Genomic DNA, 25,111 nt, shown 5'->3' with positions numbered 1-25,111 from the left:
TTGACGGCCACCACTGAGACCAGTACTGTCCCCACTGGGCTCCGGGCCACCCTGGCGAAAGGGCTCAAAATGCACGTTGAGTAAGGGGTCGGCAATGCAGAGCCCATTGAGCGAGGTCGTCCGGCGCCAGAAGGCCGGACAGCCGCAGGGCATCACGTCGGTGTGTTCGGCTCATCCGCTGGTCATCGAGGCAGCCGTGGTGCAAGCACGGGAGAGCGGCGGTCATGTACTGGTGGAGGCGACCTCGAACCAGGTCGACCAGTACGGCGGTTACACGGGCATGCGGCCCGCGGACTTCCGTGACCTCGTGTACCGCATCGCCGCCGGAAGTGGTCTGCCACTGGACCGCGTGATTCTCGGCGGCGACCACCTGGGGCCGAACCGGTGGCGGTCCCTGCCGCCCGACGAGGCGATGGAGCGGGCCGATGCCCTGGTCGCGGCCTACGTGGCGGCGGACTTCACCAAGATCCACCTGGACTGCAGCTTCGCGTGCGCCGGTGACCCCGTACCGCTGACCGACGACGTGGTCGCCGAACGCGCCGCGCGGCTGATCCGGGTGGCCGAGGAGGCGGCCGGCCCCGAGCGGGCCGAGCGGATCCGGTACGTGATCGGTACCGAGGTGCCCACGCCCGGCGGCGCGCACGAGACGCTCGGCGATCTCGTCCCGACCACGCCCGAGGCGGCGCGCACCACTTTGGAGGAGCACCGCAAGGCGTTCGCCCGGCACGGACTCGACGAGGTCTGGCCGCGTGTCATGGCCCTCGTCGTCCAGCCGGCCGTCGAGTTCGACCACCTTCAGGTCGTCGACTACCGGCGGGAGCTCACCGAGGAGCTGCGCAAGGTCCTCGACGACGAGCCCGCCATGGTCTACGAGGCCCACTCGACCGACTACCAGACCGCCGAGGCGCTCACCGCGCTGGTCGAGGACCACTGGGCGGTCCTCAAGGTGGGCCCCGGGCTGACCTTCGCCCTGCGCGAGGCGCTGTTCGCCCTCGCCGCGATCGAGGACGAACTGGTGCCGGCCGCCGAGCGGTCACGGCTTGCCGAGGTCGTCGAGCGGCGGATGCTCGCGGAGCCGGCCACATGGGAGGGCTACTACCCGGGCGGCGCCGCCGAGCAGCGCCTCGCACGCCGCTACAGCTACAGCGACCGAATGCGCTACTACTGGCCCGACCCCGAGATCGAGAAGGCCCAGGCCCGGCTCCTGGACAACCTCTCGGCCGTGGACATCCCCCTGCCGCTGCTCAGCGCACATCTTCCGCTCCAGTACGCCCGTGTCCGCCACGGCGAGCTCGCAGCCCGGCCGCGCGACCTGGCCGTGGACCACGTCCGCGATGTCCTGCGCGACTACGACCGTGCCTCCCGCCCGAACCAGAAGGAGTACGTGTGACCACGCCCTCCGGCACGCTGTCCTTGGACGACGGCGCTGCCCACACCGTCCGCGAGATCGCCCAGCAGCCCGCGCTGTGGCGCGAGGTCGACCGGATCGTCTCGGCCTCGCGGGACTCACTGGACGCCTTCCTGCGTCCGCTCGTCGCCCGCGGCGATCTGCGCGTGGTACTCACCGGTGCCGGCACGTCCGCCTTCGCCGGCCAGGTGCTCCAGCCCGCCCTGGCCCGGCGTCTGGGACGGCGCGTCGACGCGGTTGCCAGCACGGATCTCGTCGCCGACCCCCGCGGCTGTCTCGCCGAGGACGTGCCCACACTGCTGGTCTCCTTCGCACGGTCGGGCGACAGCCCCGAGTCCGTGGCCGCCACCGCGCTGGCCGACCAGGTTCTCTCCGAGGTGCACCACCTCGTGATCACTTGCAACGAGCAGGGCCGCCTGGCACGCGAACACGCGGAGCTGCCGAAGTCCTACGTGCTGTTGATGCCGCCCGGGTCCAACGACCGCGGCTTCGCCATGACGTCGAGCTTCACGTGCATGACACTCGCGGCACTGCTCGCCCTGGGTGGCAGTGCCTACGACGGCGTCGCCGAACGCCTGGCCCGGGCAGCCGAGTCGATCACCGACAGCAGCGCTGTCGACCGCACCGTCGGCGCCCTCCTGGAGAGCGCGCCCGAGCGGATCGTCTTCCTCGGCAGCGGCCCGCTGAAGGGCCTCGCCGAGGAGTCGGCGCTGAAGGTGCTCGAACTCACCGGTGGGACGCTGATGGCCGTCGCGGAATCCTCGCTGGGATTCCGGCACGGTCCCAAGGCGGTGCTCAACGACCGTTCGGTCGCGGTGGTGTACATGTCGAACGACCCGTACACCCGCAAGTACGACCAGGACATCTGTGCGGAGCTGCGCGGGCATCTGCCCGCCGGCAGCGTCGTCACGGTCACCGCGGACTCCGGCGCGGGAACGGAGGGCACAGGCACCGACGCCTGGCCGCTGCCGGACCTCGATGGCGTCGAGGATGTCGCCCTGGCGCTGTCCGCCGTGGTGTACGCCCAGCTCATCGCCCTGCGTGCCTCTCTGGCCCGGGGCCTGCGGCCCGACAATCCGTTCCCCTCGGGTGAGGTCAACCGCGTGGTGCAGGGCGTGACCCTGCACTCCTTGCACAGCTGATCCAAGGCATCGACGGCGCGGTTCGAGGGCGCCGGACGGAGGTACAACGATGTTCCTAGGTGTCGACGGCGGCGGTACGAAAACCGCGTTCTGCATGGTCGACCGGTCCGGACAAGTCGTGGCGCGAGCGCAGGCGGCAAGTTCGTACTACTTCTCCCACGGCATCGAGCTCGTCGAGCGTGTGCTGAAGGAAGGCGCCGAAGCTGTCTGCGCAAAGGCCGGGCTGACCCCTGCCGACATCGAGTACGCCTTTTTCGGGCTGCCCGGTTATGGGGAGGCGGCCCGCGATCTGCCCGTCCTGAACGCGGCCCCGCGAGCGGTGCTCGGGCACGACCGCTATGCCTGCGACAACGACATGGTCTGCGGCTGGGCGGGTTCGCTGGGCGCGGTCGACGGCATCAACGTCATCAGCGGCACCGGTTCGATGACCTACGGCGAGCGACTGGGCCGGGGTGTGCGCATCGGTGGCTGGAGCGAGATGTTCGGCGACGAGGGATCGGCGCACTGGATCGCGGTCCGGGGCCTCAACGCCTTCTCGCGGATGGCCGACGGGCGGCTCCCCGAGGGCCCCCTGGCCGAGGTGTTCCGGCGCCACCTGGATCTCGCGTCCGACCTCGACGTGATCGACGTCGTCCACAACCAGTGGCAGGGCGACCGGAGCCGGATCGCCGCGCTCAGCCGCTCGGTTGCCGAGGCAGCCGCTCTGGGCGACGAGGTCGCCACGCAGATCCTCACCGACGCCGGCCGGGAACTAGCCCTGCTCGTCGAAGTCACCCGAGAGCGGTTGGAGTTCGGCCCGGACGAGACCGTACCGGTCTCCTACTCCGGCGGCACCTTCGGCGCCCACACGGTTCTGGAGGCGTTCGCCTCCGGCCTCAAGAACCGTTTTACCCCTTATGAGCTACGACACCCTCTCTACGAGCCTGTCGTAGGCGCCGCCCTGTACGCGGCAAAACTCGCTGGAACCCCGCTCGACCGGCCCGCGCTCGACGCGCTGCGCACGGCCCCAGGGACCCCTGCCCCAGGAGAGGACGACCGATGAACAGAGGCACAAAGAGCTGGATCGTGTACGCATCGCTGCTGGTCCTGTTCTGGGGTGTGTGGGGCGCCTTCTCCAGCGAACCGAACAGCAGGTACGGCTACCCCAACGAGATGATCTACATCATCTGGGCCTTCACGATGCTCATCCCCGCATATGTCGCGATGCGCGGCAACACCTTCGACCGCCGACCGATCGCCGCCGTGTACGGGCTGATCGCGGGACTGACCGGCGCGGGCGGACAGTTGCTGCTGTTTTACGCGCTCGCCAACGGCCCGGCGTACCTGATCTTCCCCCTGGTCTCGCTCTCCCCGGTGGTCACCGTCCTCATGGCGATGGCGCTGCTGCGTGAGCGGATCAACCGACTCGCCCTCGTGGGTGTCGTCGCGGCGCTCGCGGCGATCGTGCTGCTCAGCATTCCCAGCACCAAGGACGACTCGAACTCGCACGGCCCGTGGCTGCTGATGGCCATCCTGATCTGCGTCGCCTGGGGCGTGCAGGCGTTCTGCATGCGCAAGGCCGCGGTGGTCGGGATCAACGACGCGACGACCTTCGGCTGGATGACCATCAGCGGGCTGCTGCTGGTGCCGGTGGCGTTCGTGATGATGGGCGATTTCCCGTCCGATGCCCCGTGGCAGGCGCCCGCGCTCACCGCGGTGACGCAGGTCCTCAACGCGGTCGGCGCGCTGTTCCTGGTCATGGCGTTCAGCCGGGGCAAGGCCACGGTGGTCGCCCCCGTCACCAACGCACTGGCACCGGTGCTGACCATCGTGCTGTCCCTGGTGGTCTACCAAACGCTTCCCACCGTATGGGGCACCCTCGGCATCGTGCTGGCCCTCGCCGGCTCGACCCTGATGGTCTACAGCGACGAGAAGAGCGGCGAGAGTTCCGTGGCCCCGGGGGCGGCGGACGATGGCGCGGACGTGAGTCCGGCCCTGCAGAAGTCCTGATCACCCACATATCCGTACCGACCGAACCGCGTAAGGGTACGGGCCGACACCGGCCCGTGCTCACCGAACCGACATGAAAGCGAGGGGGACACCCTCATGCCCCTGGTTCCCACGCGCGAACTCGTCTCGAAGGCCGCCGCCGCGGGCCGGGCCGTCGCGGCGTTCAACGTGATCACGCTGGAGCACGCCGAGGCGATCACCGCCGGCGCAGCCGCCGCGGGCGCCCCGGGGGTGATCCTGCAGATCAGCGAGAACGCCGTACGGTTCCATGGCGGGCGGGTCGAGCCGATCGCGCGGGCTGCGGCCGAGGTCGGCAAGGCTTGTGACGTCGACGTCGCACTGCACATGGACCACGTGACGGACATGCGGCTGCTGCGGATGGCGGCCGACGCGGGGTTCTCCTCCGCGATGTTCGACGCCGGGGCGCAGCCGTACGCCGAGAACCTCGCCGCCACCCGCGCCGCGGCCGAGTGGGCCCACGGCGCGGGCCTGTGGCTGGAGGCCGAACTCGGCTATGTGGGCGGCAAGCCCGACGCACCCGCGAGCGCCCACGCGGCCGGGGTGCGCACCGACCCGCAGGAGGCGGCGCGCTATGTCGCGGACACCGGCGTGGACGCCTTGGCCGTGGCCGTCGGCAGCAGCCACGCGATGACTGAACGCTCCGCGACCCTGGACCACGTGCTCATCGAACGCCTGAGGGAGGCGGTGCCCGTACCTCTGGTGCTGCACGGTTCGTCGGGCGTCGGCGACGACGATCTGCGACAAGCCGTCCAGGCGGGCATCGTGAAAATCAACATCGGTACCGCTCTCAACGTCGCGTTCACCGGCGCGGTCCGTGAAGCGCTGGCGGCCCGGCCCGACCTGACCGACCCCCGCCCCTACGTCGCCCAGGGCCGGGAGACGATGGCGGAGACGGTCCGGGTCCTTCTCGGTGTGGTGAGTGGCTGAGCGGGCCCGAAGCTCTCCCGCACCTGATGTCGCCTGGCCGGTGACGGGTTCCGTGCGTCGTGGGCACCGCCCCCGTTCTGTGTGCTCCGGGTTCATCTACGTCTTCTTCGACCGGGCCGGCGGCACCGTCTTCCCCCTGATGAGCACCGAGTTCCGCATCGGCTCCTCCCGGACGGGCCGGCTGCTATATCCCTGGGAGCGCTGAGCGGAGTGACGGACTGAGACTCGTCCTCGGCCGGTGGCGTCACGTCCATCCGAAGAGCGCGCCGCGCAGCGGTCGGGCTGCTTTGCACCCGCCACACACCCCGATCACGCGGGCCCCCGGCGGAGGGATCGCCCCACTCCCTCCGCCGGGGGCCTCGTCGTACGGCACTTCCGCGTGGCGCCATCGGTTCAGCTCGCGGGCACCGTGTCCTCGAAGGCGGTGCCGGCCGACCGGTACGCCGCGATCTTGGCGCTGACCTGCGCCGGAGTCAGCACCTGGTCCTTGACGTGCAGGAAGTAGTCGACCTGCTCCTGGTAGGCGCGGGGTGTGGTGGAGGTCTGGCCGTTCAGGTCGATCAGCCACTGGTTGAAGTTGACCGACATCGGGCGCTCGGGCAGGTAGGCGGCGTCGTGGGTGCCGAACAGCTGGCCGTCGATGTAGTACTTGATGGTGCTGTCGTCGATGGTCAGCACCAGGTCGTGCCAGCCGTTGTAGCTCTGGCGGCCCTCGGTGTGCTGGTTGACCGCCTGCCACGGGTCGGGGTTGTACGTCTCCCAGGACGTGGTGTAGAGGATGTTGGAAGGCTCGCCCCAGCCACCGTTGGGCAGGTACTCGAAGTCGTACTCGGAGTAGTCGTCGGCCATCGGCGCCTTGAGGTCGTTGATGGTGAAGAACGTCTGCACCAGGTGGTCGCCGTCAGGTCCCGAGACGGGCGCGTCGTTGAACTTCACCCGTGCCGCGTAGGTGCCGTTCTTGAACTTGGTGGCCTTGGTGAGCACTTCGGTCTGCTTGGTGCCGGAGCCCGTGCCGTCGGTGGAGGTCTCCAGCGTCATCACCGTGTTGCCGGCACTGCTGCTGAAGGTGACCTTCGAGGGGTCCCAGGTGGCGCCCGGCACACCGGGGCCGCCGGAGTTGGAGCGGACCGACCAGCCGTTCGCGGAGATCTTCGGGTCGGTGTACGAGCTGTAGCTGAAGTCGTCGAAGAGGGTGCCGGAGCCGCCGGGCGGCGGCGAGGTCGGGGGCGGGGTGGTCGGTGGGTCGGTGGGGGCGTTGCCGTCGGGTGCGGTGCCCCAGACCAGGGCGCCGGCGCGGGTGGCGGTGACCTTGGTCCAGTCGCCGTAAGCGGTCTGGGCCGAGCTGAAGGAGTAGTCGTCGCTCTGTCGGAGGGTCTGCCAGTTCGCCTGGTAGAAGCGCAATTGCAGGTCGCCGGTGTCGGTGCCCGGGACGAGGGAGCCGGCGCCGGAGGTGAAGCCGATCTCCAGATAGCGGTCGGCGGTCGCGGTGGGATGGGCGAGGGTGCCGAAGGTCCCGGTGATGTTGGCGCAGCCCTTGACCGCCCAGGAGCAGGCGAAGCGGTAGGCCGAGTCGGCCGAGTCGGCCTTGAAGTAGTAGCGGAGCTTGACCTCGCTGAGCGGCAGGGAGCCGCTGCCTGTGTTCTTCACCTTGAACCAGGGCTCGCTCTGGTCGGCGGTGGCGCCGGTGGCACTGGTGCGGTACTGCACCGACAGGGTGTCGGCGGCGCTGGCGCTGCCGGGCAGTGCGGCCAGGGCGGTGGCGCCGAGGGCCGTGACGACGGCCGCCGCGGCGGCGGTGCGCAGCCGGCGGCGGCGTTCCGCGGGCCGGTTCTCGTTGCTTGTCACAGTGCGGTCCTCTCCGGGACGGGATCGGGTGGGGGGTCATGCGGAGGGCGCTGTACCGGCCGGCGCCGCGTCGGTGCGCGGCGCGAGAGGGGTGGGGTGACGGCGGACGCCGAGGGCGTCCAGCCGGGGAGTGTGCGCTCCGAGGCGGTCGGTGAAGTCCGGCCACGAGGTGGGTCCGCTCCAGGCCCGGTCGGCCAGTGCGCACAGCCGGGGGTAGGCGAGGCGGTCGAGGTGGGCGGCGGTGGGGACGAACTCGGTCCAGATCTGCGCCTGGGTGCCGAGCACCCGCCCCCCGCTCGTGCCGGTGCGCGGTTGGGGGTCGCCGCCGTGGACGGCGCGCAGGTCGACGACCGGGCCGGGCTGGACGAACGGCCCGTCGGAGGCGGCGTCCTGGGCGTAGTCGAGATACGTGGTGCGGTGGTGGGTGAGGACGACGTCGTGGCCGCGGCGCAGCGCGGCGGCGGCGTGGCCGGGTTCGCGCCAGCTCATCACCGTGAAGCCGGGCGGGAGCCGGGTGCCGTTCTCGGCCCAGCCGACCGGGCGCCGGCCGCGTTCCAGGAGGTACGTGGCCGCCCGGCCGAGGAGCCAGCCGTGCAGCGCGGCGGGTGTGGGCAGCCCTTCGGCGGCGGCCCGGGCGCGGGCGGCGGGGCTGCGTTCCCACTCGGTGGTGGGGCACTCGTCGCCGCCGAGGTGGACGTAGGGCGAGGGGAAGACGTCCATCACCTCGGCGAGGACCGCGCGGTAGAAGTCGAGGACCTCGTCGTGGACGCCGAGGATGGTGTCGCACACGCCCCAGCGGGTCCACACGTCGAGGGCGCGGTCGGGGCGGTTGCCGAGGTGGGGGTAGGCGGCGAGGGCGGCGCGCACGTGGCCGGGCATCCCGATCTCCGGCATCACGGTCACACCGCGGCGGGCCGCATAGGCGACGAGGCCGGTGAGTTCGGCACGCGTGTAGGCGCCGCCGTGGGGGCGGCCGTCGAAGCGGGTGGAACCGTCGGGGCCGATCATCGACTCGGCCCGGTGGCCGCCGACCGAGGTGAGACGGGGGTACGCGGGGACGGGCATCCGCCAGCCCTGGTCGTCGGTGAGGTGGAGGTGGAGGACGTTGAGCTTGTGCAGGGCGAGCAGGTCGACCTGGCGGCGCAGGGTCGCGATGTCGTGGAAGTGGCGGGCGACGTCGATCATCAGGCCGCGCCACTCGTGGCGGGGCAGGTCGGTGATCTCCGTGCACGGCAGCTCCCAGCGCTCGGGGCGCGGGGTGGCGCGGGCGAGTGCTTCGGGCGGCAGGAGCTGGCGGAGGGTCTGGACGCCGCGGAGCAGGCCGGTGGGGGTGGCGGCGCGCAGCAGGACGGAGTGCGGGGAGACGGTGAGTCCGTAGCCCTCCTCGCCGAGGCCGTGGAGCCCCGCGTCGACGGCGAGGGTGACGGCGCCGTCCGGCGAGGGGGCCAGGGGCAGTCCGGTGGTGGGGCCGAGGAGGGTGCGCAGCAGGTCGGCGGCGCCCCGGGCCTCGGGGGTGGCGCGTACGGTGGTGGCGGCGTCCAGGGTGAAGTGTCCCGAGCGGGGGGCGTACCGGGTGGGCCGGGGCAGGAGGGTCTGTTCGCGGCGGGGTGAGGACACGGGCGGCGGCCTTCCGGGTGGGGGCGCGGGCGGGTGCGGTGCACGGGTGCGCCTGGGTCGGGTGCGCGGAGTGCTCGGTTTCGGCCGGGGCGGGTGTTCACCCCTTGACGGCGCCGGAGGCGAGGCCCGAGGTGACGTGGCGCTGGAGGAGGAGGAAGACGCCCAGGGCGGGCAGCGCGAAGAGAGTGGAGGCGGCCATGGTGGCGCCCCAGTCGGTGCCGAAGGTGTTCTTGAACGAGGAGAGCCACACCGGCAGGGTCCGGTTGTCCTGGTTCTTGATGATGAGGAAGTTGGCGTAGGCGAACTCGTTCCAGGCGGTGATGAAGCCGAACAGCGAGGTGGCCATCAGGCCGGGCGCGAGCAGCGGCAGGGCGATGCGCCGGAACGCCCCGAACCGGGTGCAGCCGTCGACCCGCGCCGCCTCCTCCAGCTCCGGCGGGATGGTGGCGATGAAGCCGCGCAGCACGATGGTGGTGAACGGCAGGGTGACCATGAAGTAGACCAGGGTGAGGGTGAGGAGCCGGTCGAGCATGTCGGTGTCGCGGGCGATGATGTAGACCGGGATGATCAGGGACTCCCAGGGCGCCATCTGGGCGACGAAGACCGCGAGGACGAACTGTCGGCGTCCGCGCCACCGCATCCGGGCCACGGCGAACGCCGCGCCGCAGCCGATGACGAGGGAGAGCAGGACCGCGCCGACGGTGACCAGCAGGCTGTTGGACCAGAACCGGGCGAAGCCGGCCGCGTGCACGGCGGTGCGGAAGTGTTCCAGCGTCCAGGTGTGCGGCACGAACTGCGGGGTGGTGGACTGGATGTCGCGGGAGGGTTTGAAGGCGGTGACGGCCATCCAGTAGACGGGGAACAGGCAGACCAGCACGGTGAGGGCGGCGCCCGCGTGCAGCGGGAGGCGGCGCAACCGGCGTACGGTACTCCGCCGCCTCACCGGGGTGTCCGGGCTGGTGACGCTCACAGCTCGTCCTCCTGTCGGAACATCTGGCGGAAGTAGAGGACCAGCACGCCGGACATCAGGACCACGGTGGCCAGCGAGGCCGCCGAGCCGAGGTCGTAGCGCTGGCCGGCGAGCGCGGTCTGCACGGCGTAGACCGGCAGGATGGTGGTGGCGTCGCCGGGGCCGCCGCGGGTCATCACCCAGATCTGGGTGAACGCCTTGAAGGTCCAGATCACCTCGAGGCACAGCACGAGCATCACGATCGGCCGGATCACGGGGAAGGTGATCGAGCGGAGGATGCGGAAGGCGCCGGCACCGTCGATGCGGGCGGACTCGTGGAGTTCGGCGGGGACCGTGGTGAGCGCCGAGTACAAGGTGATGGCGGCGAAGGGCACCGACTGCCACACCACCAGCAGGACGAGGATCGCGAAGGCGGCCGTGCCGTGCGCGAACCAGGGGTAGCGCTCGAAGGAGTCGAACCCGAGGGAGGTCAGCGCCCAGTTGACGACGCCGAACTCGGAGTGGAACAGCCACTGGAAGACGGTGGTGGCCGCGACGACCGGCATCGCCCAGGCCAGGACGAGGGAGCTGAGGACGGCGGTCCGCCAGATCCGGCCGAGCCGCTGGGTCATCAACGCCACCAGCAGGGCGATCACCATGATGAGGACGACGTTGACCGCCATGAAGACGAACGTGCGGCGCACCACCGTCCAGAACCGTGGATCGCTCAGCAGTGTGCGGTAGTTGGCGAAGCCGACGAACTTCGCGTGCCCGGCGATGAGCTGGCGCAGCCGGAAGTCCTGGAAGGAGATCAGGACGGCACGGGCGAGCGGGTAGACCAGCAGGTAGAGCATGCCGAGGACGGCGGGCGCCACCAGCAGGTACGGCCAGGGGCCGCTGCGGTCGCGGGAGGTGCGCCCGGCGGCTCCGGGTGGCGGGGAGGTACGGCCGGGCCGACGGCCGGCGGGGCGGGGGACGGCGCGTTCGCGGATGGCCGACACGGCTCCTCCATTCGTACGGGGCGGACGGCGGTCGCAGGGGGCGGGCGGCGGGCCGGCGGGCGCACGGACCGCGGCGGCGGTCCGGGAACGCCGCCGCGGGCCGGCTCCGTGCGGCGGGACGCTCGCGGTGGTCAGGACGCGCTGTTCATCGCCCGGGTGACCTCCTCGGAGGTCTTCGCCGCCTCCCGCTTGATGTCGCCGCCGGTGAGGACGGCCGTCATGTAGTCCTTGATCGGGTTCTCCGCCTCCACGGCCGCCCAGCCCGGGGTGTTGGGTGTGGCGTGGCCCTGCGCGGCGCCGGCGGCCATCGCCGCGGCTCCGGGGTCGGAGGCCACCGCGGAGGCGAGGGAGGTCTTGTTCGGCACGTAGCTCATGGCGAGGGCGAGCTTCTTCTGCCAGGTGTCGCCGGTGAGTTCCTTGACGAAGGTGTAGGCGGCGTCCTGGTGCTGCGAGGCGGCCGGGATCACGAGGTCGGAGCCGCCGGTGAAGACCGCGCCGGGCTTGTCGGCGCTCTTGCCCGGAATGGGGAAGAAGCCCAGCTTTCCCTTGAGTTGCGGGTTCTGCTCGGTGACGACATTGGCGCCGCCGGGGGTGGCGATGATCTGCGCCACCTTGCCCTTGGCCATCACCTCGGCCTGGGGCGGGTTGGCCTCGTCGGCGTCCTTGGGTCCCTTGCCCAGCGCCTGGAGCCGCTGGTAGAACTCCATCCCGGCCAGGGCCTGGGGGGTGTCGAGCGCACCCTGCCACTTCCCGTCCCGCTGGACGGCCAGGTCGCCGCCCTCGTCCCAGATGAACCCGGCCAGCGCGTACCAGGTCTGGCCGGTGAGGTAGATGCCCTGCTGGTCGCCCTTGTTCAGTTTCCCGGTCGCGGCGAGCCACTGGTCCCGGGTCTTGATGGCGGTCGGGTCGACGCCGGCCTGCCGGACGAGGTCCTTGCGGTAGATCACGACGCGGTTGGCGGCGTAGTACGGGATGCCGTACTGCTTGCCCTCCCAGGCGCCGGGTTCGGCCAGTCCTCTGAGCCAGGTGGCGCCGCCGAGGTCGGTCTTCTTGTCGCTGAGGTCGAGCAGGCCGCCGCTCTGGGCGTACTGGGCCACCTGGGTGTTGCCGATCTCGATGACGTCGGGCGCGTCGTTGCTGGCGAGGGCGGCGGTGACCTTCTGACCGATGCCGTCCCACTCCTGGATCTGCACCTTGAGGCGGATGTCGGGATGGGTGGCGGCGAAGGCGGTGGTGAACTCCTTCTGGAAGGCGGCGGAGACGCTGTCCCGCATCAGCCACACGGTCAGCTCGGACGTGCCGCCGCCCGCGCCGCCGCCGGCCGCGTCGTCGGAGCCGCTGGAACAGCCGCTGACGAGCAGGGCGGCAGTGAGGACGATGACGGACGCACTGGTGGGCAGGCGGAACTTCACGGGTCACCTCGGGGAAGCTCAGGGAGGGCGCGGAGCAGGAAGGGCCCAACCAGTAACCTGACCAGTTGAGAAGTGGACAGGTGACCTGCTGGTGGTGGATGAAAATGGCACGGACCAATGAGGTCGTCAACCCCCCTCTACTCAACGGATTTCCGACCGTCCGAGCGCTCCCGCACCCTGCGGAGTCCTGACCTGAAGACATGAACTGGTCCTGACCAGTACGGTATTGAGCGCACGGAGGGTGCCAACTGGTCACCTGCCGAGGCCTGTACGTACCGAAGAAAGGGACGAGGCGGATGGGTGACAGGGAGCCGGGCACGGCCGGACCGGGCGGCGTTCTCAAACGCGAGCGGGTCCGGGACGCGGTGCTGGAGATGGCCGAGGAGCGCCGGCCGGGGGACGCGATCCCCTCCGAACGGACGCTGTGCGCTCAACTCGGCGTGTCGCGGCCGACGTTGCGAGCCGCCGTGGACGAACTGGTCACCGCCGGGGTTCTCGTCCGGGAACACGGCCGGGGGGTGTTCGTCGCCCCGGCGAAGATCACCCAGGAACTGGTCCAGGGCACCCACTCGCTCAGCGTGCCGCGCGCCGCAGGCACCTGGGCAAGCCGGCTGCTGGAGTTCACCACCGTGCCGGCGGGCGCCCGGGTGGGCCGCAAACTGCGCCTCTCTCCTGCCGCGCAGATCGTCTACGTCGCCCGGCTGCGTCTGGTCGACGCCGCCCCCATGGCCATCGAACATCTGCACATCCCGGCCGACCTGGTGCCCGGACTCACCGCCCGCGAACTCGAACAGGGGGACCTCTACGAGCACTTGAGCATCCGGCACGGCATTCACGTCAGCGAAGCCACCCAGGCCATCGAGCCGACGGTGGTGACCCGTGCCGAGGCGGAGCTGCTCGATGTGCCGGAGCTGTCCCCGGCCCTGCTGTTCGAGCGCCTGACCACCGACACCGGCGGACGCCCGGTGGAGTTCGTCCACTCGCTCTACCGCGGCGACCGGTACCGCATCGTCTCCCGGCTGACGCTGGGCGCCGACAGCGCGCCCGCGACGCCGCCCGACGGGCACCACCCGGGCATCCCGCCGGGCGACTTCCCGCACAGCGACCCGGTCACGGCCTCGACGCTGGGCGACGTCCAGAACCAACGCTGACCCCGCCGCGGGCCGCGCCCCGGGCTGGCACAGCGACCGGCCGGCACAGCGACCGGCCCGGCCTCGCGCGGACCGGTGCCGTACCCGTCGGCGGCCCACGCGGACCGGTGCCACACCGGCCGGCGGTCCCCGGGCCGGTCGGTCCCCCGCGCCGACCGTCGCCCCGCGTCCCGCTCCCAGCGCTCGGCGTCGGCCACCCGGTCGGCCGGGCGTGCGGCGGAGGCTGCGGCGGCGTCGAGGCCGGGTGCGGCGGTGAGGGCAGTCGCGGCTGCGGCCAGGTCCGGCAGTTCGTCGACCGACCACTGGTCGTAGGCGTGCACGCCGTACTTGACGGCCAGAATCCGGCCGTCGGAGGGGACGGGAGCTCGCCGCTGTCAGGAACCCGCGTCGAAGCACTCCCGACCGGGTTGGCCCGCCGAGGGGTAGTAGCAGCACCGTAGCCCCATGGCGTGCCCAGCAGAGATCATGGGGGTTGTGACCATGTCTCCGGCTGTGGGTCGGGCGGTTGGAGCGGTGGCAGCCTGGGCGTGCCCCTTGGGGCTGGTGACCTCGATACGGAAACCGCGGTGTGTGGGCCAGCTGCGTACCCACCCGGCCTGACAGCTCGGGCTGAGTCGGATTTCCAACCGGGTGCCGTCGGCGGCCGTGCGTGAACCCACGGTTATGGGGTCCTCGCATGCCGTGGTCAGCGGATCGCGGCCCTCACAGGAGCGAAGTCGGCAGATGGGCGGGCGCGCGGCGGCCGTCGGGCCGGTGCCGTAGGAGGCGTGGATGACCGCGGCGGGTGCGAGCATCGCCGTACACAGCAGGAGGACTCCCACCGTAGTGGCCCAAGGCCGAGCAGCAATCAGAGCGGAAGCAGCGAGAAGCGTTCGATGCATGAAGCTGCGAGTGGTCTTGGACTCCCTGACGTTGGCCCCATGGCCACGGTGAGCGGTGGTCCGATCCGGCTCGCACTCGGCCAGAAACGTGGTCTCCCCGCGCCGACTCCATGCGGCGTCCGCACGCTCCCACTCAGGCAGTACGGCTTCTTCGCTCACCTGCGCCGCCCGGCACAACGCCTGCACGGCATGCCGCGGCGGGAACTGTTTGGCGTTGAGGTAGCGCTCCCAGGACGACTTGCTTATGGCGGTCGTCCGCCCCAGCTCCGTGAGACTCAGATGGCTGCGGTCCTTGAGTCGACGCAGATCGCTGACCAGATCCCGGTACTCGGCCGGCAAGGACTGCGGCAACGCCCGCCAGGGGGACCGACTGGGTGAGTGCCTCATCGCTCGGGCTTCCCTTCTCGCCGCAACACACGGTCATTCCACGTTGCGCAGCAAGGACCAGGTCTGCTCGCCGACGATTCCGTCCGGGGAAACGTGGTCCTGTTGCTGCAGGATCTTCACCTGTGCTTCGGTCCGCTTGCCGAAGTAGCCGTCCACGTCGCCTGGTGACAGGTGGTGGCGGCGCAGGAGGCATTGAACTTCCGCCACGTCGGGACCCGTGCTGCGCAATGCGACGAGGGCGGAGTTGGTGGTGCTGTTGCCGGCGAGCATCAGGCCTCCGTGCCGGACGTAGGCGCAGCTGTATCTGCCCACTTCTGTGGCACTGCCCTCGGGATGGTCAGCAGCGTTCGGGTGGTCGGCGATCAGCCACCCGGAAACGACGACGGAGAGCAACAAGGCCCCTCCGACGAGGGACAGGGCCACTCCGCGTACCCTCTCCTGCTCCTGGCCGGGCTCTTGGCCTTTGACCAGGCTCACGGAAGAGGCAGAGGGAGGGCCGGAGGGAGCGGGAGTGTGCTGGGGGGCCCTCTCCGCGGCACGATCACGGTGCGGGCGTTGCATCGCGGCGCCAGAATCCTGTGCTGCGTGTCGCAGGGCCAGCAATGATGACGCATCGGCGTCAGTCAGACCGGCGAACGCTTCGACCGCCGCCGCGGGCGGCAGCGCCTTACCGTTGAGGTACCTCTCCCACGACGAACCGCTGAAGGACGTCTTGGCCTGGAGCATCTGCAGCGTGAGACCGCTGTGGTCCTTCAGCCGCCGCAGCTCCTGCACGAGACGTCGACCATTGGGGTCCAAGGTCTCCGGCAACTTTCTCCATCTCATGACATCCCCCTGACCCTGATTCTCCTGCAAGCCCGGCCACCTCTGCGGCCCCACCTGTCTCGAAGCCACGCCCCGCCGCATGAATCAGGCCACCTACGTCCGTACTTACCCGGACGCAGCGATACTTCCCGAGTACCCGTCTCCCTTCGCGCATCGCCGCAGGTCACAGTGCGGGACGTCCCGGGATATCGCGAGACGTCCCATGCATCTGGCGTTTGGCACGGCTGCTTCGGGAAGCTCGCTCAGGCCGTACCGCCTCCAGGCCCTGGTCGTGGGCTCGTTGGATAACTGGGTCGGCTCGCGTTGATCGAATGGCGAAAGGATGCGCAATGCGAAAGGCACGAGCCGCCGGGACCTTGGCGGCCATAACGGCTGCTGTTTCCCTGGCCTGCGGCGCCGGTGTGGATGCCCATGCCGCTCCGTCAACGCCGCGCGCCGTCCAGGACGGCGGCTGCGGGACATGGATCGGCCTCGCCTGCTTCTGGCCCTACAAGCACGGTGTGGGCACGCTGGGGGAGGTCGCCGACAACAACAGCGACTACACCAGGCTCTACAACAGCAGTGGATGCGCGAACCACAACTGGAACGACTGCATCAGCTCCATCATGAACGGTGGCACTCAGTGCACCGTCTACTTCTGGAGCGGTGCCGGCTACACCGGAACCGTCCACAGCCTGTCTCTTGGCGACGCGGTGTGGGACTTCTCGGCTCCGGTATCGGATGGCGGCTACAACGACCCATCGTTTGAGAACTCGATCAGCTCCAACCACTGGTGCACTCCGAGGTGACCAGTAGAGCAGTGGCGGCTCTCCTGACAGGATGTGCCATGGCTGCGGGGATGCTGGGCTGCACCTCCGCGCAGCCCAGCATCCCGCAGGTGTCCGCCGCCATGACGGACGTGGCAACGAGATCGGGCCGCTTTCCAACAGGTGCAGAGCAACTTCAGGCCGCCTTCGACCGGCTGGACCGCGAGTGCCTGAGCAAGGCAGGGTTCCACCTTCCAGCTGCCCCCAGGGCATCGTTGCCAGTGCCCGAGAACGAGGCCGCCACCATCGACCTCGCAGGCCGCAGGCAGCACGGTTACGGAATATCGATGTCCCCCGACCGTTCCGCAACCACCGAGAACCCCAACGCATACGCGTCCTCTTTGTCCGCCAGGGACCGGCAGCGCTTGGGAAGAGCGCAGTTCGGGCCCGGGATGCCGAGAGCCGGTATCGCGCTGAAAGGGAAGGGAAAAGCGACCGTTCCCACAGCGGGATGTGTCGCGCGTGCACGGACGGCACTGGCCGGAGATGTCCAAACCTGGGCTGAGATCTCCTACATTCCCCAGCAGTTCGACGACCAGGTCAGTCGCGAGGCGCTGGAAGACACCGGATACCGAGCCACGCTTGCCCGGTGGCGATCTTGCATGGCGAAGGTGGGTTACACGTACGCGAGCCCGGACGCTGCTGTGACCGGCCTCCAACAGGAGTTTGAGCGAGGCGAGAACGGCACACGCTTCCAACGTCGGGAGATTGCAGTGGCCGTTTCCGACGGTGAGTGCGCAAGCCGCACCCACCTTCCATCCGGCCTCTTGCGCGCCCGCAGACAGCAAGTAGCCGGGCTAACCGCCCGTGATCTGTCACTGCTGCACTCGGTTTCCAAGGACTGGGGGTCAGCGGTAGCCCGCGCCCGCCGGGTGTTGGCCGATCCAGCGAAGAATGATGCCTGACCGTGGCTGAACGAACGGGGCTACCCGATGAATGGCGAGGTGGCAATGCGCCGCTACGCGGCGAACGCTACATCACCGGGCAAGGCCAGACCGAGCCTACGATCATGAATCGCTTGCGGAGTGGATAACGGCCTCGACGAGGGTCACAACCGCCTCGACGGTCATCGGTGTCTGCGCGGGTCCAAGCGCACGGATAAGGTCGGCGAGGCCAGCTGATGTCCGACCTGTTAATCGGCAAGGCCCTGACGGTCCACAGGCGGGCCGAGCTGCTCGACGCCGTACCGCACGTTATGGAGCCTGAGACGGTGTTCGCGGCCAGCGACAGCCTCGTCGTCCGCCCTGCCCGCAGGGTCTGGCCGGCCTCGACGCCGAGGCGGCGCCGGCCCGGGCCGACCGGGCGGAAGGCGACGGGTGCGGGGCGACCGATGCAGTGTGCTCGTGGCGAGAGCTGCCCTGAGGGCCGGGCCCCGCGGCTCCGGCGGCGGTGTGGGCGGGCGGCCCCAGCCCTGCGGTTGTCCGCCGGTGACGTCGCCGCGGCGAACCGGCCAGATACCCGGCCACGAAATGACAGACCTGCGCCTGGCTGCGCCGGCTCTCCGCCCTGGGGCCTGTCCCCGCCCGCTGGCCGTCCGCCGCCCGGCTGTCCCACTGGTGGCCGCGTCTACCGTGCCGTGTCGGGCCGTATGTCGCCGGCCAGTCTGTGCGGGTCCCGGCGGGCAGGCCTCCGGGCCGCTGGCGGTTTGGTTGTCTGCCCGGGCCGTGTCCCGCTGCCCCTCCATGGAAACCCGTTCCGGATAGGCACTGTCTACGTACACAGCGCCAACCCCATCCGCGCCGAGACTGTTGTGCGCTCACTTTCTCGTTGGAGTACCGCGTTCGCAGAGCGGTCGTCGCCCGATGAGTAGCTAGTAACTGATCGTTTCAGAATGAAGCGCTTGGCCAGAAGCGTCGGATCTCGCGGCTTACGTAGGCTGTCCGGTCTCATCCGACGCACCACCATGAGGATCAGCCCATGCACAACAGCACCAGGATCCGTCTGATAGAGCCGAGCGACGCCGCCGCGATCGCTGCGCATAGGGTGCGAGACTTCGAGGCTTTCCGGCCATGGGAACCCGCCCAGTCGGCCGACTTCTTCACGCCGGAGGGCCAGGCGGAGCGGATCGGCAGGCTGCTGGCCGGATACCGGGCCGGCACGGTCTGGCCGGGCGTGGTGCTTGCCGACGACCAGGTGATCGGGCAGGTCACCGTCGGAGGCATCCTGCCGCAGCCACACCTTCGCCGCGGTTCCGTCGGTTACTGGATCGCCAGCCTCGCCCAGAATCAAGGGCACGCCGGGCGCGCCGTCGGGCTTGTACTCCAGGTGATGGCGGACGAACTGGGGTTGCACCGCGCTGAGGCGTCCACCCATCTGGAGAATCTGCCGTCGCAACGGGTACTGCGCCGCAACGGGTTCAGCCCATACGGCGTCGCTCACTCCTCGATCTTTCTCGACGGGAGCTGGCGGGACGCGTTGCTGTGGGAACGGGTCCTGGGTGACTGACTGATCGTTTCCCAGCGAGGTCCGCAGGCGGCGGAGGCAGATGAGGCTGCATGCTAGTTCGAGCAGGCCCCGATGGAGGTCAGCACGTCTTTCGTAGCGGATGCGGAGTCGTTTGAACTGGTGGAGCCAGGCGAAGGTGTGCTCGACTACCCAGCGGACCTTGCCCAGTCCGGAGCCGTGGGCGGCACCGCGTCGGGCGATCATGGGTTTGATGCTGCGTTTCCACAGCAGGCGACGGTACTTGTCGAAGTCATAGCCCCGGTCGGCGTACAACCGCCGAGGCTTGCGCCGAGGGCGTCCCCGCAGGCCCCGGATCGGGGGAACCGCGTTCAGCAGGGGCAGAAGCTGGGCGACGTCGTGCCGATTTCCGCCGGTGAGCGTGACGGCGAGCGGGGTTCCGTGCCGGTCGACGATCAGGTGGTGCTTGGAGCCGGGACGGGCTCGGTCGACCGGTGAGGGACCGACGTGGTCCCCCCTTTGAGGGCCCGGATGTGCGAGCCGTCCACGGCACAGTCGTCGAGGTCCAGCAGGTCGGCGCGGCGCAGCTCGCCCAGCAGGGTGGCGTGCAGACGGGGCCAGACACCGGCCTCGGTCCAGTCTCCCGCAGCCGGCGCCAGGCCGTCACACCGGAGCAGCCCACTCGCTCTCTGCGGGAACGTCACGCCAGGCGTTTGTCGCTGATGGTCGGCGTGTGCTGGAGGCACGGGTACAGGCTCAGACCACGCCGCAGCGCGATGTCCGCCGGGCGCACATGGTCCTGCTCGCGGCCGGTGGAGATCTGCAACGGTCGACTCCGTCAGACCGGGGGCGAGCCCGCCGCCGCGAAAGAAGAGTGCCATGCCCCCCCGCTGACTCCATGCTGCGGATCGCGGTCCCCCTGGCCGAAAGCCCCCCTCCGATCCGGCGACGGCTACAGGTCCCGGCCGACCGCAGATTCACACGTCCGTACCTGTCGATCCAGACCGCGATGCGCTGGGAGAATTCCACAGGCACCTCTTCACCGTCCCGGCTGGCGCCTCCGGGCTACGCGACAGCGAACCCGGTCACCGCGACGGGCGGAAGGCCCGGCGGGATACGGTCACCGCCACCGCCGGCGACACGCGTGACTAGGGTACGGCGTATGAGTCAGACTCCCGTCGACCCCGTCGCGCACAACCGCCTCGCCTGGGACCGCGAGGCGGAGAAGGGCAACGAGTGGTCACGCCCGGTCGGCCCCGAGGTGATCGCGAAGGCGCGGGCCGGTCAGTGGTCCATCGTCCTGATCGGGTACGAGCCGGTCGACCCGACCTGGTTCCCGTCGGAGATCGCCGGTCGCGACGTGCTCTGCCTCGCCTCCGGTGGCGGGCAGCAGGGTCCGGTGCTGGCCGCGGCGGGCGCGCGGGTGACCGTCTTCGACAACTCGCCCCGCCAGCTGGCGCAGGACGAGATGGTCGCGGAGCGGGAGGGGCTCGACCTGCGCACCGTGCTCGGCGACGCGCGCGACCTGAGCTCCTTCCCGGACGCCTCGTTCGACCTTGTCGTCCACCCGGTCTCCAACCTGTTCATCCCGGAGCTGGCGCCGGTCTGGCGCGAGTGCCACCGCGTGCTGCGCCCCGGCGGGACGCTGCTGTCCGGCTTCCTCAACCCGGACGTCTACCTCTTCGACGCCGAGTCCTTGGAGGCGCGCGGCGAGCTGGTGGTGCGCCACCGTCTGCCCTACAGCGACCTCACCCACCTGGAGCCCGCCGAGAGGGAACGGCTGTGGGGCCTCGACGCGCCCGTGGAGTACAGCCACACGCTCACCGAGCAGCTCGGCGGGCAGATCGCGGCGGGCTTCGCCATCACCGGCTTCGCCGAGGCGCCGCACCACTCGGAGGCCACCGCCGGCTGGCTCTCCGGCTACTTCGCCACGAAAGCGGTCAAGGCTGGCGCCGGTCACTGACCCTTCACCGGCCGGGCCGGGTCAGCGGTGAGGCCGGCGAGCGGTCGTTCGGGCGAAGGCGTGCTCGACGCGGGCGCGGACCTTGCTGTGCGAGGCGTTGTGTCGTGCAGGCCGCCGTCGGGGTCTGCAACCAGTGCGAGGACCTGGTTGCTGAAGCGGACGAGCGGCATCTGCTCGACCGCGCCTGGCTCACCCGGGCCATCACCGCAGCCGAGCCGAGCCGAGTGTCGGTGGGGGATGTCATCCTCGGCTCCAAGGATCACTCGGCGCGCATCACCGCGTTCACAGGTCTCGTCGGACCGCCGCCCGGACCGGCGCCCGCCGTCGACTGGGCGGCAGTCGAGGGCCGGCTCGGCACTCCGCTGCCCGGTGACTACAAGGCGCTCGTGTCGGCGTACGGTGCGGCCGAGATCGGCGGCCCGGGTGCGGCGATCCGTCTGCACCCCCCGTGCGTCAGCACCGACGGCCGCTTCGAGTACGCAGCGTGGATCGTCGAGACACACCGGCACTCGGCGATCCGGCCCGGCATGTTCACCGCGCGTCGGCGCCCCTTCCTGCCCGAGGAGGGCGGCCTGCTCGCCTTCGCCACGACGAGGAGCGGCGACCACCTCTTCTGGAACACGGGCGCGTCGGACGACCCCGACGAGTGGCCGGTCAGGCTCATGACCACGAATGTGGCGGTCGGGGTGAGCGAACCCTGGGTGGACTACGAAGTCCCGTTCCTGGAGCTGGTGTTCACGCTGTTGCGCACCGGCGTGCCGCACCCGGGCGAGCCCGGCGGGCTGCTGGGCCCACTGTCCCCACAGATACGAATCTGGCCGCCGCCGGCCGGGGCCGCACCCTGGTCGCCACCGCCTGAGGGCACCGCCGTGGACGCGCGGCAGCACGCGGCGCTCACCGAGGGCTCGGGCCTCGACGCCGTCACGGCGCTGGTTCCACCACCCCTGGAGCCGTATCTGGGCGAGGGCACATCGACGGGGACCAGATCGGCTGGTGCGCGGACGGCCCGCCCGAGACATGGCGCGTAGCCGTCAACCCACGCCACTGCGAGCAAGGCCCGCCCCTGCCAGGCGACTTCACGACGACCCTGCTCACGTGGTTGCGCGGCGGCCCCGCCGAATCCGGCTTCCCCGGTCTGACCGGCCGGGCCCTGCATCCGCTGGACGTCATCTGCTTCGAACCGTTCGGTCCGGGCGCGCCGTGGTGAAGGCCCCAGGACCATGGGCTGGGGCCTCGGCACCGTTGCGTTCGGGCCATGGGCGGCTGTCGAGGCCGTGGGCGAAGAACGTGACGGTGGTGCGGACGGTGTAGTCCTGGGCCTTGTGGGGCACGGTGCCGTCCGGCGCGCGGTGGCCGGCCGTTGCGCCAGCCGCTGTCCCCGACCCCGAGGATGTCGAGCATCGCCCTGATTGCCGGGCTGGGGGGTGCGGTCGGGAACTGCCTGTCGAGCGTGGAGACGATTCCTCAGCCCGGCGCCGTTCAGGCGGCGGGCCGCGCGGGCGGCGCCTGGCGTACCGGAGCCGGCCCGGACGCAGTCAACGGCCCTGGGGTCAGCGGCGGTAGCAGTAGGAGTCGGAGGAGGCGTCGCCACCCTGCAGGCGTGTCTGGTGCACGCGCAGGCCGGCGAAGTCCTCGCCGTGGGGGAAGAACCGGCCGTCCACCGACAGCCCGCCGCGTGAGGTGTCGGCGTCCAGCTTGACCATCCACGGTTCGATGCCCGCGGGATAGAACTGCTCGTCCCAAGCGGCGTACAGGGAGTTCGTCAGGTAGACGCGCTGCCCGTCGCGGCTGACCTCGACCATCTGGGCCCCGCCCGACAGCGGCACGTCGGGCACTGCGGGGTGCGGCCGGCGAGCGATGATGCCGCCGAGCCGTACGGCCGCGGTCCGCCGGGGTCGCCGCGGGTCGCGCACGTCGTACTGGATGAGGTCGCCGGTGCCCCATGCGGAGACGTACAGCCACCGGTCGTCCACCGAGAGGTCGATGTCGGTGATCAGCGGGGGCACGGCGCCGAACGGCTTGAGCGCCGGGGGCAGGTCCTCGGCCGGGGCGGGCTCGGCCGGGAGGGTGATCACCTTGGTGACGTGGAATTCGTCGCCGGCGCGGTGCCACCGCCACACCGAGGCCGACAGGTCTTCGACGTCGATCACGGTGTTGGTGAACCCCCAGGTGGCCTCGGGGTCGTGCGCGGGACGCAGTTCCAGCACCATCTGGTGGGCGTCGCCCAGGTCGACCTGCTGCAGGTGCCGGCCGGTGCCGAGTTCCCAGAAGTGCAGGCAGTGGCCGTAACGGCGTCCCAGCAGCAGGTCGGGGACGAGACCGCCCTCGATCATGGAAGGGGTTCCCCACTCGCTCGTCACGGCGATGTTCTGGGCCAGGTGCCACCAGACGTCATAGGCGAGATGCTGCGGCCCGCGCTCGCTCTCCCAACCGCGCAGCACCTCGAAGCTCTCGTGGTCCAGCAGCGCCACGCCGCCGGGCCCGTCCGCGCCGTCCGCGCCGCCCAGGCACGACAGGAAGACGCCGTCGGGACCGCAGTGCAGGGTGTGGGGGCGCGAGTACCCGGCCCGGGCGGCCAGTTCACCTGGCTCGACCGTCTTGACCAGGCGGGGGCGGGTTGGATCGGGGACGGTGTCGAAGACGTGCAGCCTGGAGGAGCGCAGTCCGGGGACGATGAGATAGCGGCGCGCGGCGTGGTGGTGACCGGCATGGGCCAGCGCGCTCGAGCAGGCGTTCCAGCCGAAGTGGTGCAGTTCGTTGCCCACGCCGGGCACCTCGGCGTGGGCGATCACCCGGCCATACGCCGCGGAGCCGGGGTCGGTGCCGACGGTGAACAGCGCGTCCGGGCGCGCTCCGGCCGGGTCGAACCCGACGACGTAGGCGAGTCCCTCCCCGGGCGCGGCGGCGGCGTCCGCCGGGGTGCGGTACAGGGTCGGATCCTGGTGGCCGTCGTGGTCGTGCGGGTGCTCGGTCGTCGTCATCGTGTGTTCCCCACTCGGCGAACACAGGGCCGAGGGCCGGGTGGGCCCCCGTCACGGACGGGCCGGCTCTCTCGTCCGCCGTCGACGTGCGGTGAAGGACGGATATGCCACTGCTTCCGAGCGTTTCACACTCCCGGGGGCCCTGCCACGGCGCCCGGCCTGTGCTGCCGTGTCTCGCGCCGTGCGGCCGTCTCGCCCGTGTCCCCGGCCGTCGGGTCGTCACCCGCCGTGCCGGGTGGGCTCGCTCAGCCCGTCTCCGTCGAGGGCGCCGTGCCGTGCCGCCGCTCGGCCCGCCCTACGCTTCCTCGCCGCCTGCCTGTCGGAGCACCGCCGCGCTCTCGGAACCCGACGGCGACGCCTGAACGCAGGCCGACAGGCCCTGCTCGCCCTCGCCCGCCTGCGCAAGGGCAGCCCCGCGCCCGGCTCGCGGCCGGATCCGGGATCGGCACCACCACCGCCTGGCAAAGATCTGCGCGCTGGTCGAGCGGTCGAGCAGCGGAGTTCGTGGAGGAGGCGCCAGGACTTGAGCGTGGGCGATGGCCTCGGTTGTCCAAGCCCGCGCTCAATCCGCTTCCGCGGAAGTCTCGAAATTTCGGATACTCTTCGTAAATCCAGAGTAGGGCGCTGGTGCCGGAGTGGTGACCGGCGCGGCCACGCCGTCCGGGAGTGGCGCCGCTCCGCTGCCGGGGTGTGCCGATCCGCACCGCCCGCTAGGCGGTTTGGTCAGGCATGTCTACGACGTTACGCCTTCACGGGCGCAGCGAACCTTTCGAAGTGATTGCCGATTCATGTTGCAGGTATTGACGCCGTTCACCGGTTCCCTATTATCCACGTTGCCCGATACTCCGACAGTGGTTCGGTATATCGAACAGGGACGGGACTCCTCCGCCTGTCAGTGCACTTCCGTCGCCGCCGCGGCGGCCGAGCCGTAAGGAGCACGTCGCACCATGAATATGTCATGGCCTCGTCAAAATTTTCGAAAGTGCCGGCCCGTCGCAACCAAGTACCGTTCCGCGCCCGCACCAGGCCCTCCCCGTGCGGGGTGCCGCCGGGGAGCCGGGTGGCGACCGGTTGACCGGGTACGCAAGCGAGGGCCTGAGGGCCTGGACGTCCCGGATCGCGCCACTGGGCCACACCGGGGACGAAGGTGGAGACCTGGACCTGCAACGGCCAGACCGACCAGCAATGGATGCTGAACGCGGACGGCACGATCACCGGCGTCGAGTCCGGCCTCTGCCTGGACGTCACCGGAGGGGCCGGCTCCGCCGGAAGCCTCGTCCCACGGTCGACCTGCAACGGCGGCAGCAGCCGGCGGTGGACGCCGGCATGAGTCCCCCCTTCACGCCCCGGCCGAGCCCCGACCGGTCTGCCTGCCGCGTGCCTGCCGGCCGCGGACAACCGGG

Annotated in this window: 20 protein-coding genes and 3 pseudogenes; 13 read left to right on the top strand and 10 right to left on the bottom strand. The window is 70.5% G+C overall.

The genetic code is table 11. The features are described from left to right. Positions 1 to 94: 94 nt before the first annotated feature. The 5 genes from LG395_RS33530 to LG395_RS33510 all read left to right on the top strand — a co-directional run bounded on the left by LG395_RS33530 (position 95) and on the right by LG395_RS33510 (position 5,487). Positions 95 to 1,390: a D-tagatose-bisphosphate aldolase, class II, non-catalytic subunit gene (locus LG395_RS33530; protein WP_225812369.1), complete on the top strand. Its 1,296-nt coding sequence runs from the start codon at positions 95 to 97 to the stop codon at positions 1,388 to 1,390. Continuing rightward, positions 1,387 to 2,550 (top strand): SIS domain-containing protein, encoded by a 1,164-nt coding sequence (locus LG395_RS33525; RefSeq protein WP_171159387.1) that lies wholly within the window; start codon positions 1,387 to 1,389, stop codon positions 2,548 to 2,550. The genes LG395_RS33530 and LG395_RS33525 overlap by 4 nt, the downstream gene beginning before the upstream one ends. A 49-nt stretch (positions 2,551 to 2,599) precedes the next feature. After that, positions 2,600 to 3,592, top strand: coding sequence for a BadF/BadG/BcrA/BcrD ATPase family protein (locus tag LG395_RS33520; RefSeq protein WP_225812367.1), 993 nt, complete (start codon positions 2,600 to 2,602; stop codon positions 3,590 to 3,592). Further along, on the top strand, positions 3,589 to 4,539 hold the full coding sequence (locus tag LG395_RS33515; protein WP_225812365.1) for a DMT family transporter: 951 nt from the start codon (positions 3,589 to 3,591) through the stop codon (positions 4,537 to 4,539). The genes LG395_RS33520 and LG395_RS33515 overlap by 4 nt, the downstream gene beginning before the upstream one ends. 96 nt (positions 4,540 to 4,635) lie before the next feature. Then, entirely contained in the window at positions 4,636 to 5,487 is an 852-nt protein-coding gene (locus LG395_RS33510) for a class II fructose-bisphosphate aldolase (protein ID WP_225812364.1), read from the top strand. A gap of 393 nt (positions 5,488 to 5,880) precedes the next feature. On the opposite strand, the gene LG395_RS33505 is transcribed toward LG395_RS33510, so the two are convergent. The 5 genes from LG395_RS33505 to LG395_RS33485 form a co-directional block, all read right to left on the bottom strand. Beyond that, on the bottom strand, positions 5,881 to 7,332 hold the full coding sequence (locus tag LG395_RS33505; RefSeq protein WP_225812363.1) for a cellulose binding domain-containing protein: 1,452 nt from the start codon (positions 7,330 to 7,332) through the stop codon (positions 5,881 to 5,883). A 36-nt stretch (positions 7,333 to 7,368) separates the two neighbouring features. Beyond that, positions 7,369 to 8,949, bottom strand: coding sequence for a beta-N-acetylhexosaminidase (locus LG395_RS33500; RefSeq protein ID WP_225812362.1), 1,581 nt, complete (start codon positions 8,947 to 8,949; stop codon positions 7,369 to 7,371). Positions 8,950 to 9,046: 97 nt separating this feature from the next. Further along, complete coding sequence (locus LG395_RS33495; RefSeq protein WP_225812361.1) at positions 9,047 to 9,919, bottom strand: carbohydrate ABC transporter permease; 873 nt, start codon at positions 9,917 to 9,919, stop codon at positions 9,047 to 9,049. Further along, on the bottom strand, positions 9,916 to 10,899 hold the full coding sequence (locus LG395_RS33490; RefSeq protein WP_225812360.1) for a carbohydrate ABC transporter permease: 984 nt from the start codon (positions 10,897 to 10,899) through the stop codon (positions 9,916 to 9,918). The genes LG395_RS33495 and LG395_RS33490 overlap by 4 nt, the downstream gene beginning before the upstream one ends. 131 nt (positions 10,900 to 11,030) lie before the next feature. After that, on the bottom strand, positions 11,031 to 12,311 hold the full coding sequence (locus LG395_RS33485; RefSeq protein ID WP_225812359.1) for an extracellular solute-binding protein: 1,281 nt from the start codon (positions 12,309 to 12,311) through the stop codon (positions 11,031 to 11,033). Positions 12,312 to 12,607: 296 nt separating this feature from the next. Here LG395_RS33485 and LG395_RS33480 point away from each other — a divergent pair, with 296 nt between their 5' ends. Continuing rightward, positions 12,608 to 13,462, top strand: a complete 855-nt coding sequence (locus LG395_RS33480; RefSeq protein WP_225812358.1) for a GntR family transcriptional regulator — start codon at positions 12,608 to 12,610, stop codon at positions 13,460 to 13,462. A 374-nt stretch (positions 13,463 to 13,836) separates the two neighbouring features. On the opposite strand, the gene LG395_RS41795 is transcribed toward LG395_RS33480, so the two are convergent. After that, the gene (locus tag LG395_RS41795) at positions 13,837 to 14,730 is read right to left on the bottom strand and encodes a helix-turn-helix domain-containing protein (protein ID WP_225812357.1); all 894 of its coding nucleotides are present in this window, start codon (positions 14,728 to 14,730) and stop codon (positions 13,837 to 13,839) included. 33 nt (positions 14,731 to 14,763) lie between these two features. Next, the gene (locus tag LG395_RS33470; protein ID WP_308071474.1) at positions 14,764 to 15,504 is read right to left on the bottom strand and encodes a peptidoglycan-binding protein; all 741 of its coding nucleotides are present in this window, start codon (positions 15,502 to 15,504) and stop codon (positions 14,764 to 14,766) included. 380 nt (positions 15,505 to 15,884) lie between these two features. Between LG395_RS33470 and LG395_RS33465 the strand changes: the two genes are divergently transcribed. From LG395_RS33465 to LG395_RS33455, 3 genes are all read left to right on the top strand, one after another. Beyond that, positions 15,885 to 16,343: a peptidase inhibitor family I36 protein gene (locus LG395_RS33465; RefSeq protein ID WP_225812356.1), complete on the top strand. Its 459-nt coding sequence runs from the start codon at positions 15,885 to 15,887 to the stop codon at positions 16,341 to 16,343. 38 nt (positions 16,344 to 16,381) lie between these two features. Further along, positions 16,382 to 17,266 (top strand): hypothetical protein, encoded by an 885-nt coding sequence (locus tag LG395_RS33460; protein ID WP_225812355.1) that lies wholly within the window; start codon positions 16,382 to 16,384, stop codon positions 17,264 to 17,266. Positions 17,267 to 18,278: 1,012 nt separating this feature from the next. Next, positions 18,279 to 18,806 carry a GNAT family N-acetyltransferase gene (locus LG395_RS33455; protein ID WP_225812354.1) on the top strand — a complete coding sequence of 176 codons (528 nt, stop codon included), beginning with the start codon at positions 18,279 to 18,281 and terminating at the stop codon, positions 18,804 to 18,806. 18 nt (positions 18,807 to 18,824) lie between these two features. Here LG395_RS33455 and LG395_RS33450 read toward each other — a convergent pair. Both LG395_RS33450 and LG395_RS41315 read right to left on the bottom strand, forming a co-directional pair. Continuing rightward, a pseudogene (locus tag LG395_RS33450) lies at positions 18,825 to 19,446 on the bottom strand (IS5 family transposase); the annotation flags it as partial. 18 nt (positions 19,447 to 19,464) lie between these two features. Beyond that, the gene (locus tag LG395_RS41315; protein WP_263983350.1) at positions 19,465 to 19,590 is read right to left on the bottom strand and encodes a hypothetical protein; all 126 of its coding nucleotides are present in this window, start codon (positions 19,588 to 19,590) and stop codon (positions 19,465 to 19,467) included. 336 nt (positions 19,591 to 19,926) lie between these two features. On the opposite strand from LG395_RS41315, the gene LG395_RS33445 reads away from it, so the two are divergent. Then, positions 19,927 to 20,727, top strand: a complete 801-nt coding sequence (locus LG395_RS33445) for a class I SAM-dependent methyltransferase (protein WP_225812353.1) — start codon at positions 19,927 to 19,929, stop codon at positions 20,725 to 20,727. A 104-nt stretch (positions 20,728 to 20,831) separates the two neighbouring features. After that, entirely contained in the window at positions 20,832 to 21,755 is a 924-nt protein-coding gene (locus LG395_RS41790) for an SMI1/KNR4 family protein (protein ID WP_372463504.1), read from the top strand. 522 nt (positions 21,756 to 22,277) lie between these two features. Here LG395_RS41790 and LG395_RS33435 read toward each other — a convergent pair. Further along, the gene (locus LG395_RS33435; RefSeq protein ID WP_225812352.1) at positions 22,278 to 23,708 is read right to left on the bottom strand and encodes a selenium-binding protein SBP56-related protein; all 1,431 of its coding nucleotides are present in this window, start codon (positions 23,706 to 23,708) and stop codon (positions 22,278 to 22,280) included. 235 nt (positions 23,709 to 23,943) lie between these two features. On the opposite strand from LG395_RS33435, the pseudogene LG395_RS33430 reads away from it, so the two are divergent. Together LG395_RS33430 and LG395_RS33425 are read left to right on the top strand one after the other, a co-directional pair. Then, positions 23,944 to 24,173, top strand: a pseudogene (locus LG395_RS33430) (hypothetical protein); the annotation flags it as partial. Between the two features lie 667 nt (positions 24,174 to 24,840). Beyond that, positions 24,841 to 25,038 (top strand): annotated as a pseudogene (locus tag LG395_RS33425) (ricin-type beta-trefoil lectin domain protein); the annotation flags it as partial. Positions 25,039 to 25,111 lie beyond the last annotated feature (73 nt).

The organism is Streptomyces spinosus, assembly GCF_020400655.1.
Classification (GTDB): domain Bacteria; phylum Actinomycetota; class Actinomycetes; order Streptomycetales; family Streptomycetaceae; genus Streptomyces; species Streptomyces argyrophylli.
The sequence above is the reverse complement of the archived record's forward strand: the minus strand, read 5'-3'. Positions and strand labels throughout refer to the sequence as shown.

What these genes read in the sequence shown, in the direction of transcription:
- LG395_RS33530 (WP_225812369.1), top strand. Translation starts at nt 95, where the DNA reads ATGCAGAGCCCATTGAGCGAGGTCGTCCGGCGCCAGAAGGCCGGACAG.
- LG395_RS33520 (WP_225812367.1), top strand. Translation starts at nt 2,600, where the DNA reads ATGTTCCTAGGTGTCGACGGCGGCGGTACGAAAACCGCGTTCTGCATG.
- LG395_RS33515 (WP_225812365.1), top strand. Translation starts at nt 3,589, where the DNA reads ATGAACAGAGGCACAAAGAGCTGGATCGTGTACGCATCGCTGCTGGTC.
- LG395_RS33510 (WP_225812364.1), top strand. Translation starts at nt 4,636, where the DNA reads ATGCCCCTGGTTCCCACGCGCGAACTCGTCTCGAAGGCCGCCGCCGCG.
- LG395_RS33480 (WP_225812358.1), top strand. Translation starts at nt 12,608, where the DNA reads ATGGGTGACAGGGAGCCGGGCACGGCCGGACCGGGCGGCGTTCTCAAA.
- LG395_RS41795 (WP_225812357.1), bottom strand. Translation starts at nt 14,730, where the DNA reads ATGAGGCACTCACCCAGTCGGTCCCCCTGGCGGGCGTTGCCGCAGTCC.
- LG395_RS33465 (WP_225812356.1), top strand. Translation starts at nt 15,885, where the DNA reads ATGCGAAAGGCACGAGCCGCCGGGACCTTGGCGGCCATAACGGCTGCT.
- LG395_RS33460 (WP_225812355.1), top strand. Translation starts at nt 16,382, where the DNA reads ATGGCTGCGGGGATGCTGGGCTGCACCTCCGCGCAGCCCAGCATCCCG.
- LG395_RS33455 (WP_225812354.1), top strand. Translation starts at nt 18,279, where the DNA reads ATGCACAACAGCACCAGGATCCGTCTGATAGAGCCGAGCGACGCCGCC.
- LG395_RS33445 (WP_225812353.1), top strand. Translation starts at nt 19,927, where the DNA reads ATGAGTCAGACTCCCGTCGACCCCGTCGCGCACAACCGCCTCGCCTGG.
- LG395_RS33435 (WP_225812352.1), bottom strand. Translation starts at nt 23,708, where the DNA reads ATGACGACGACCGAGCACCCGCACGACCACGACGGCCACCAGGATCCG.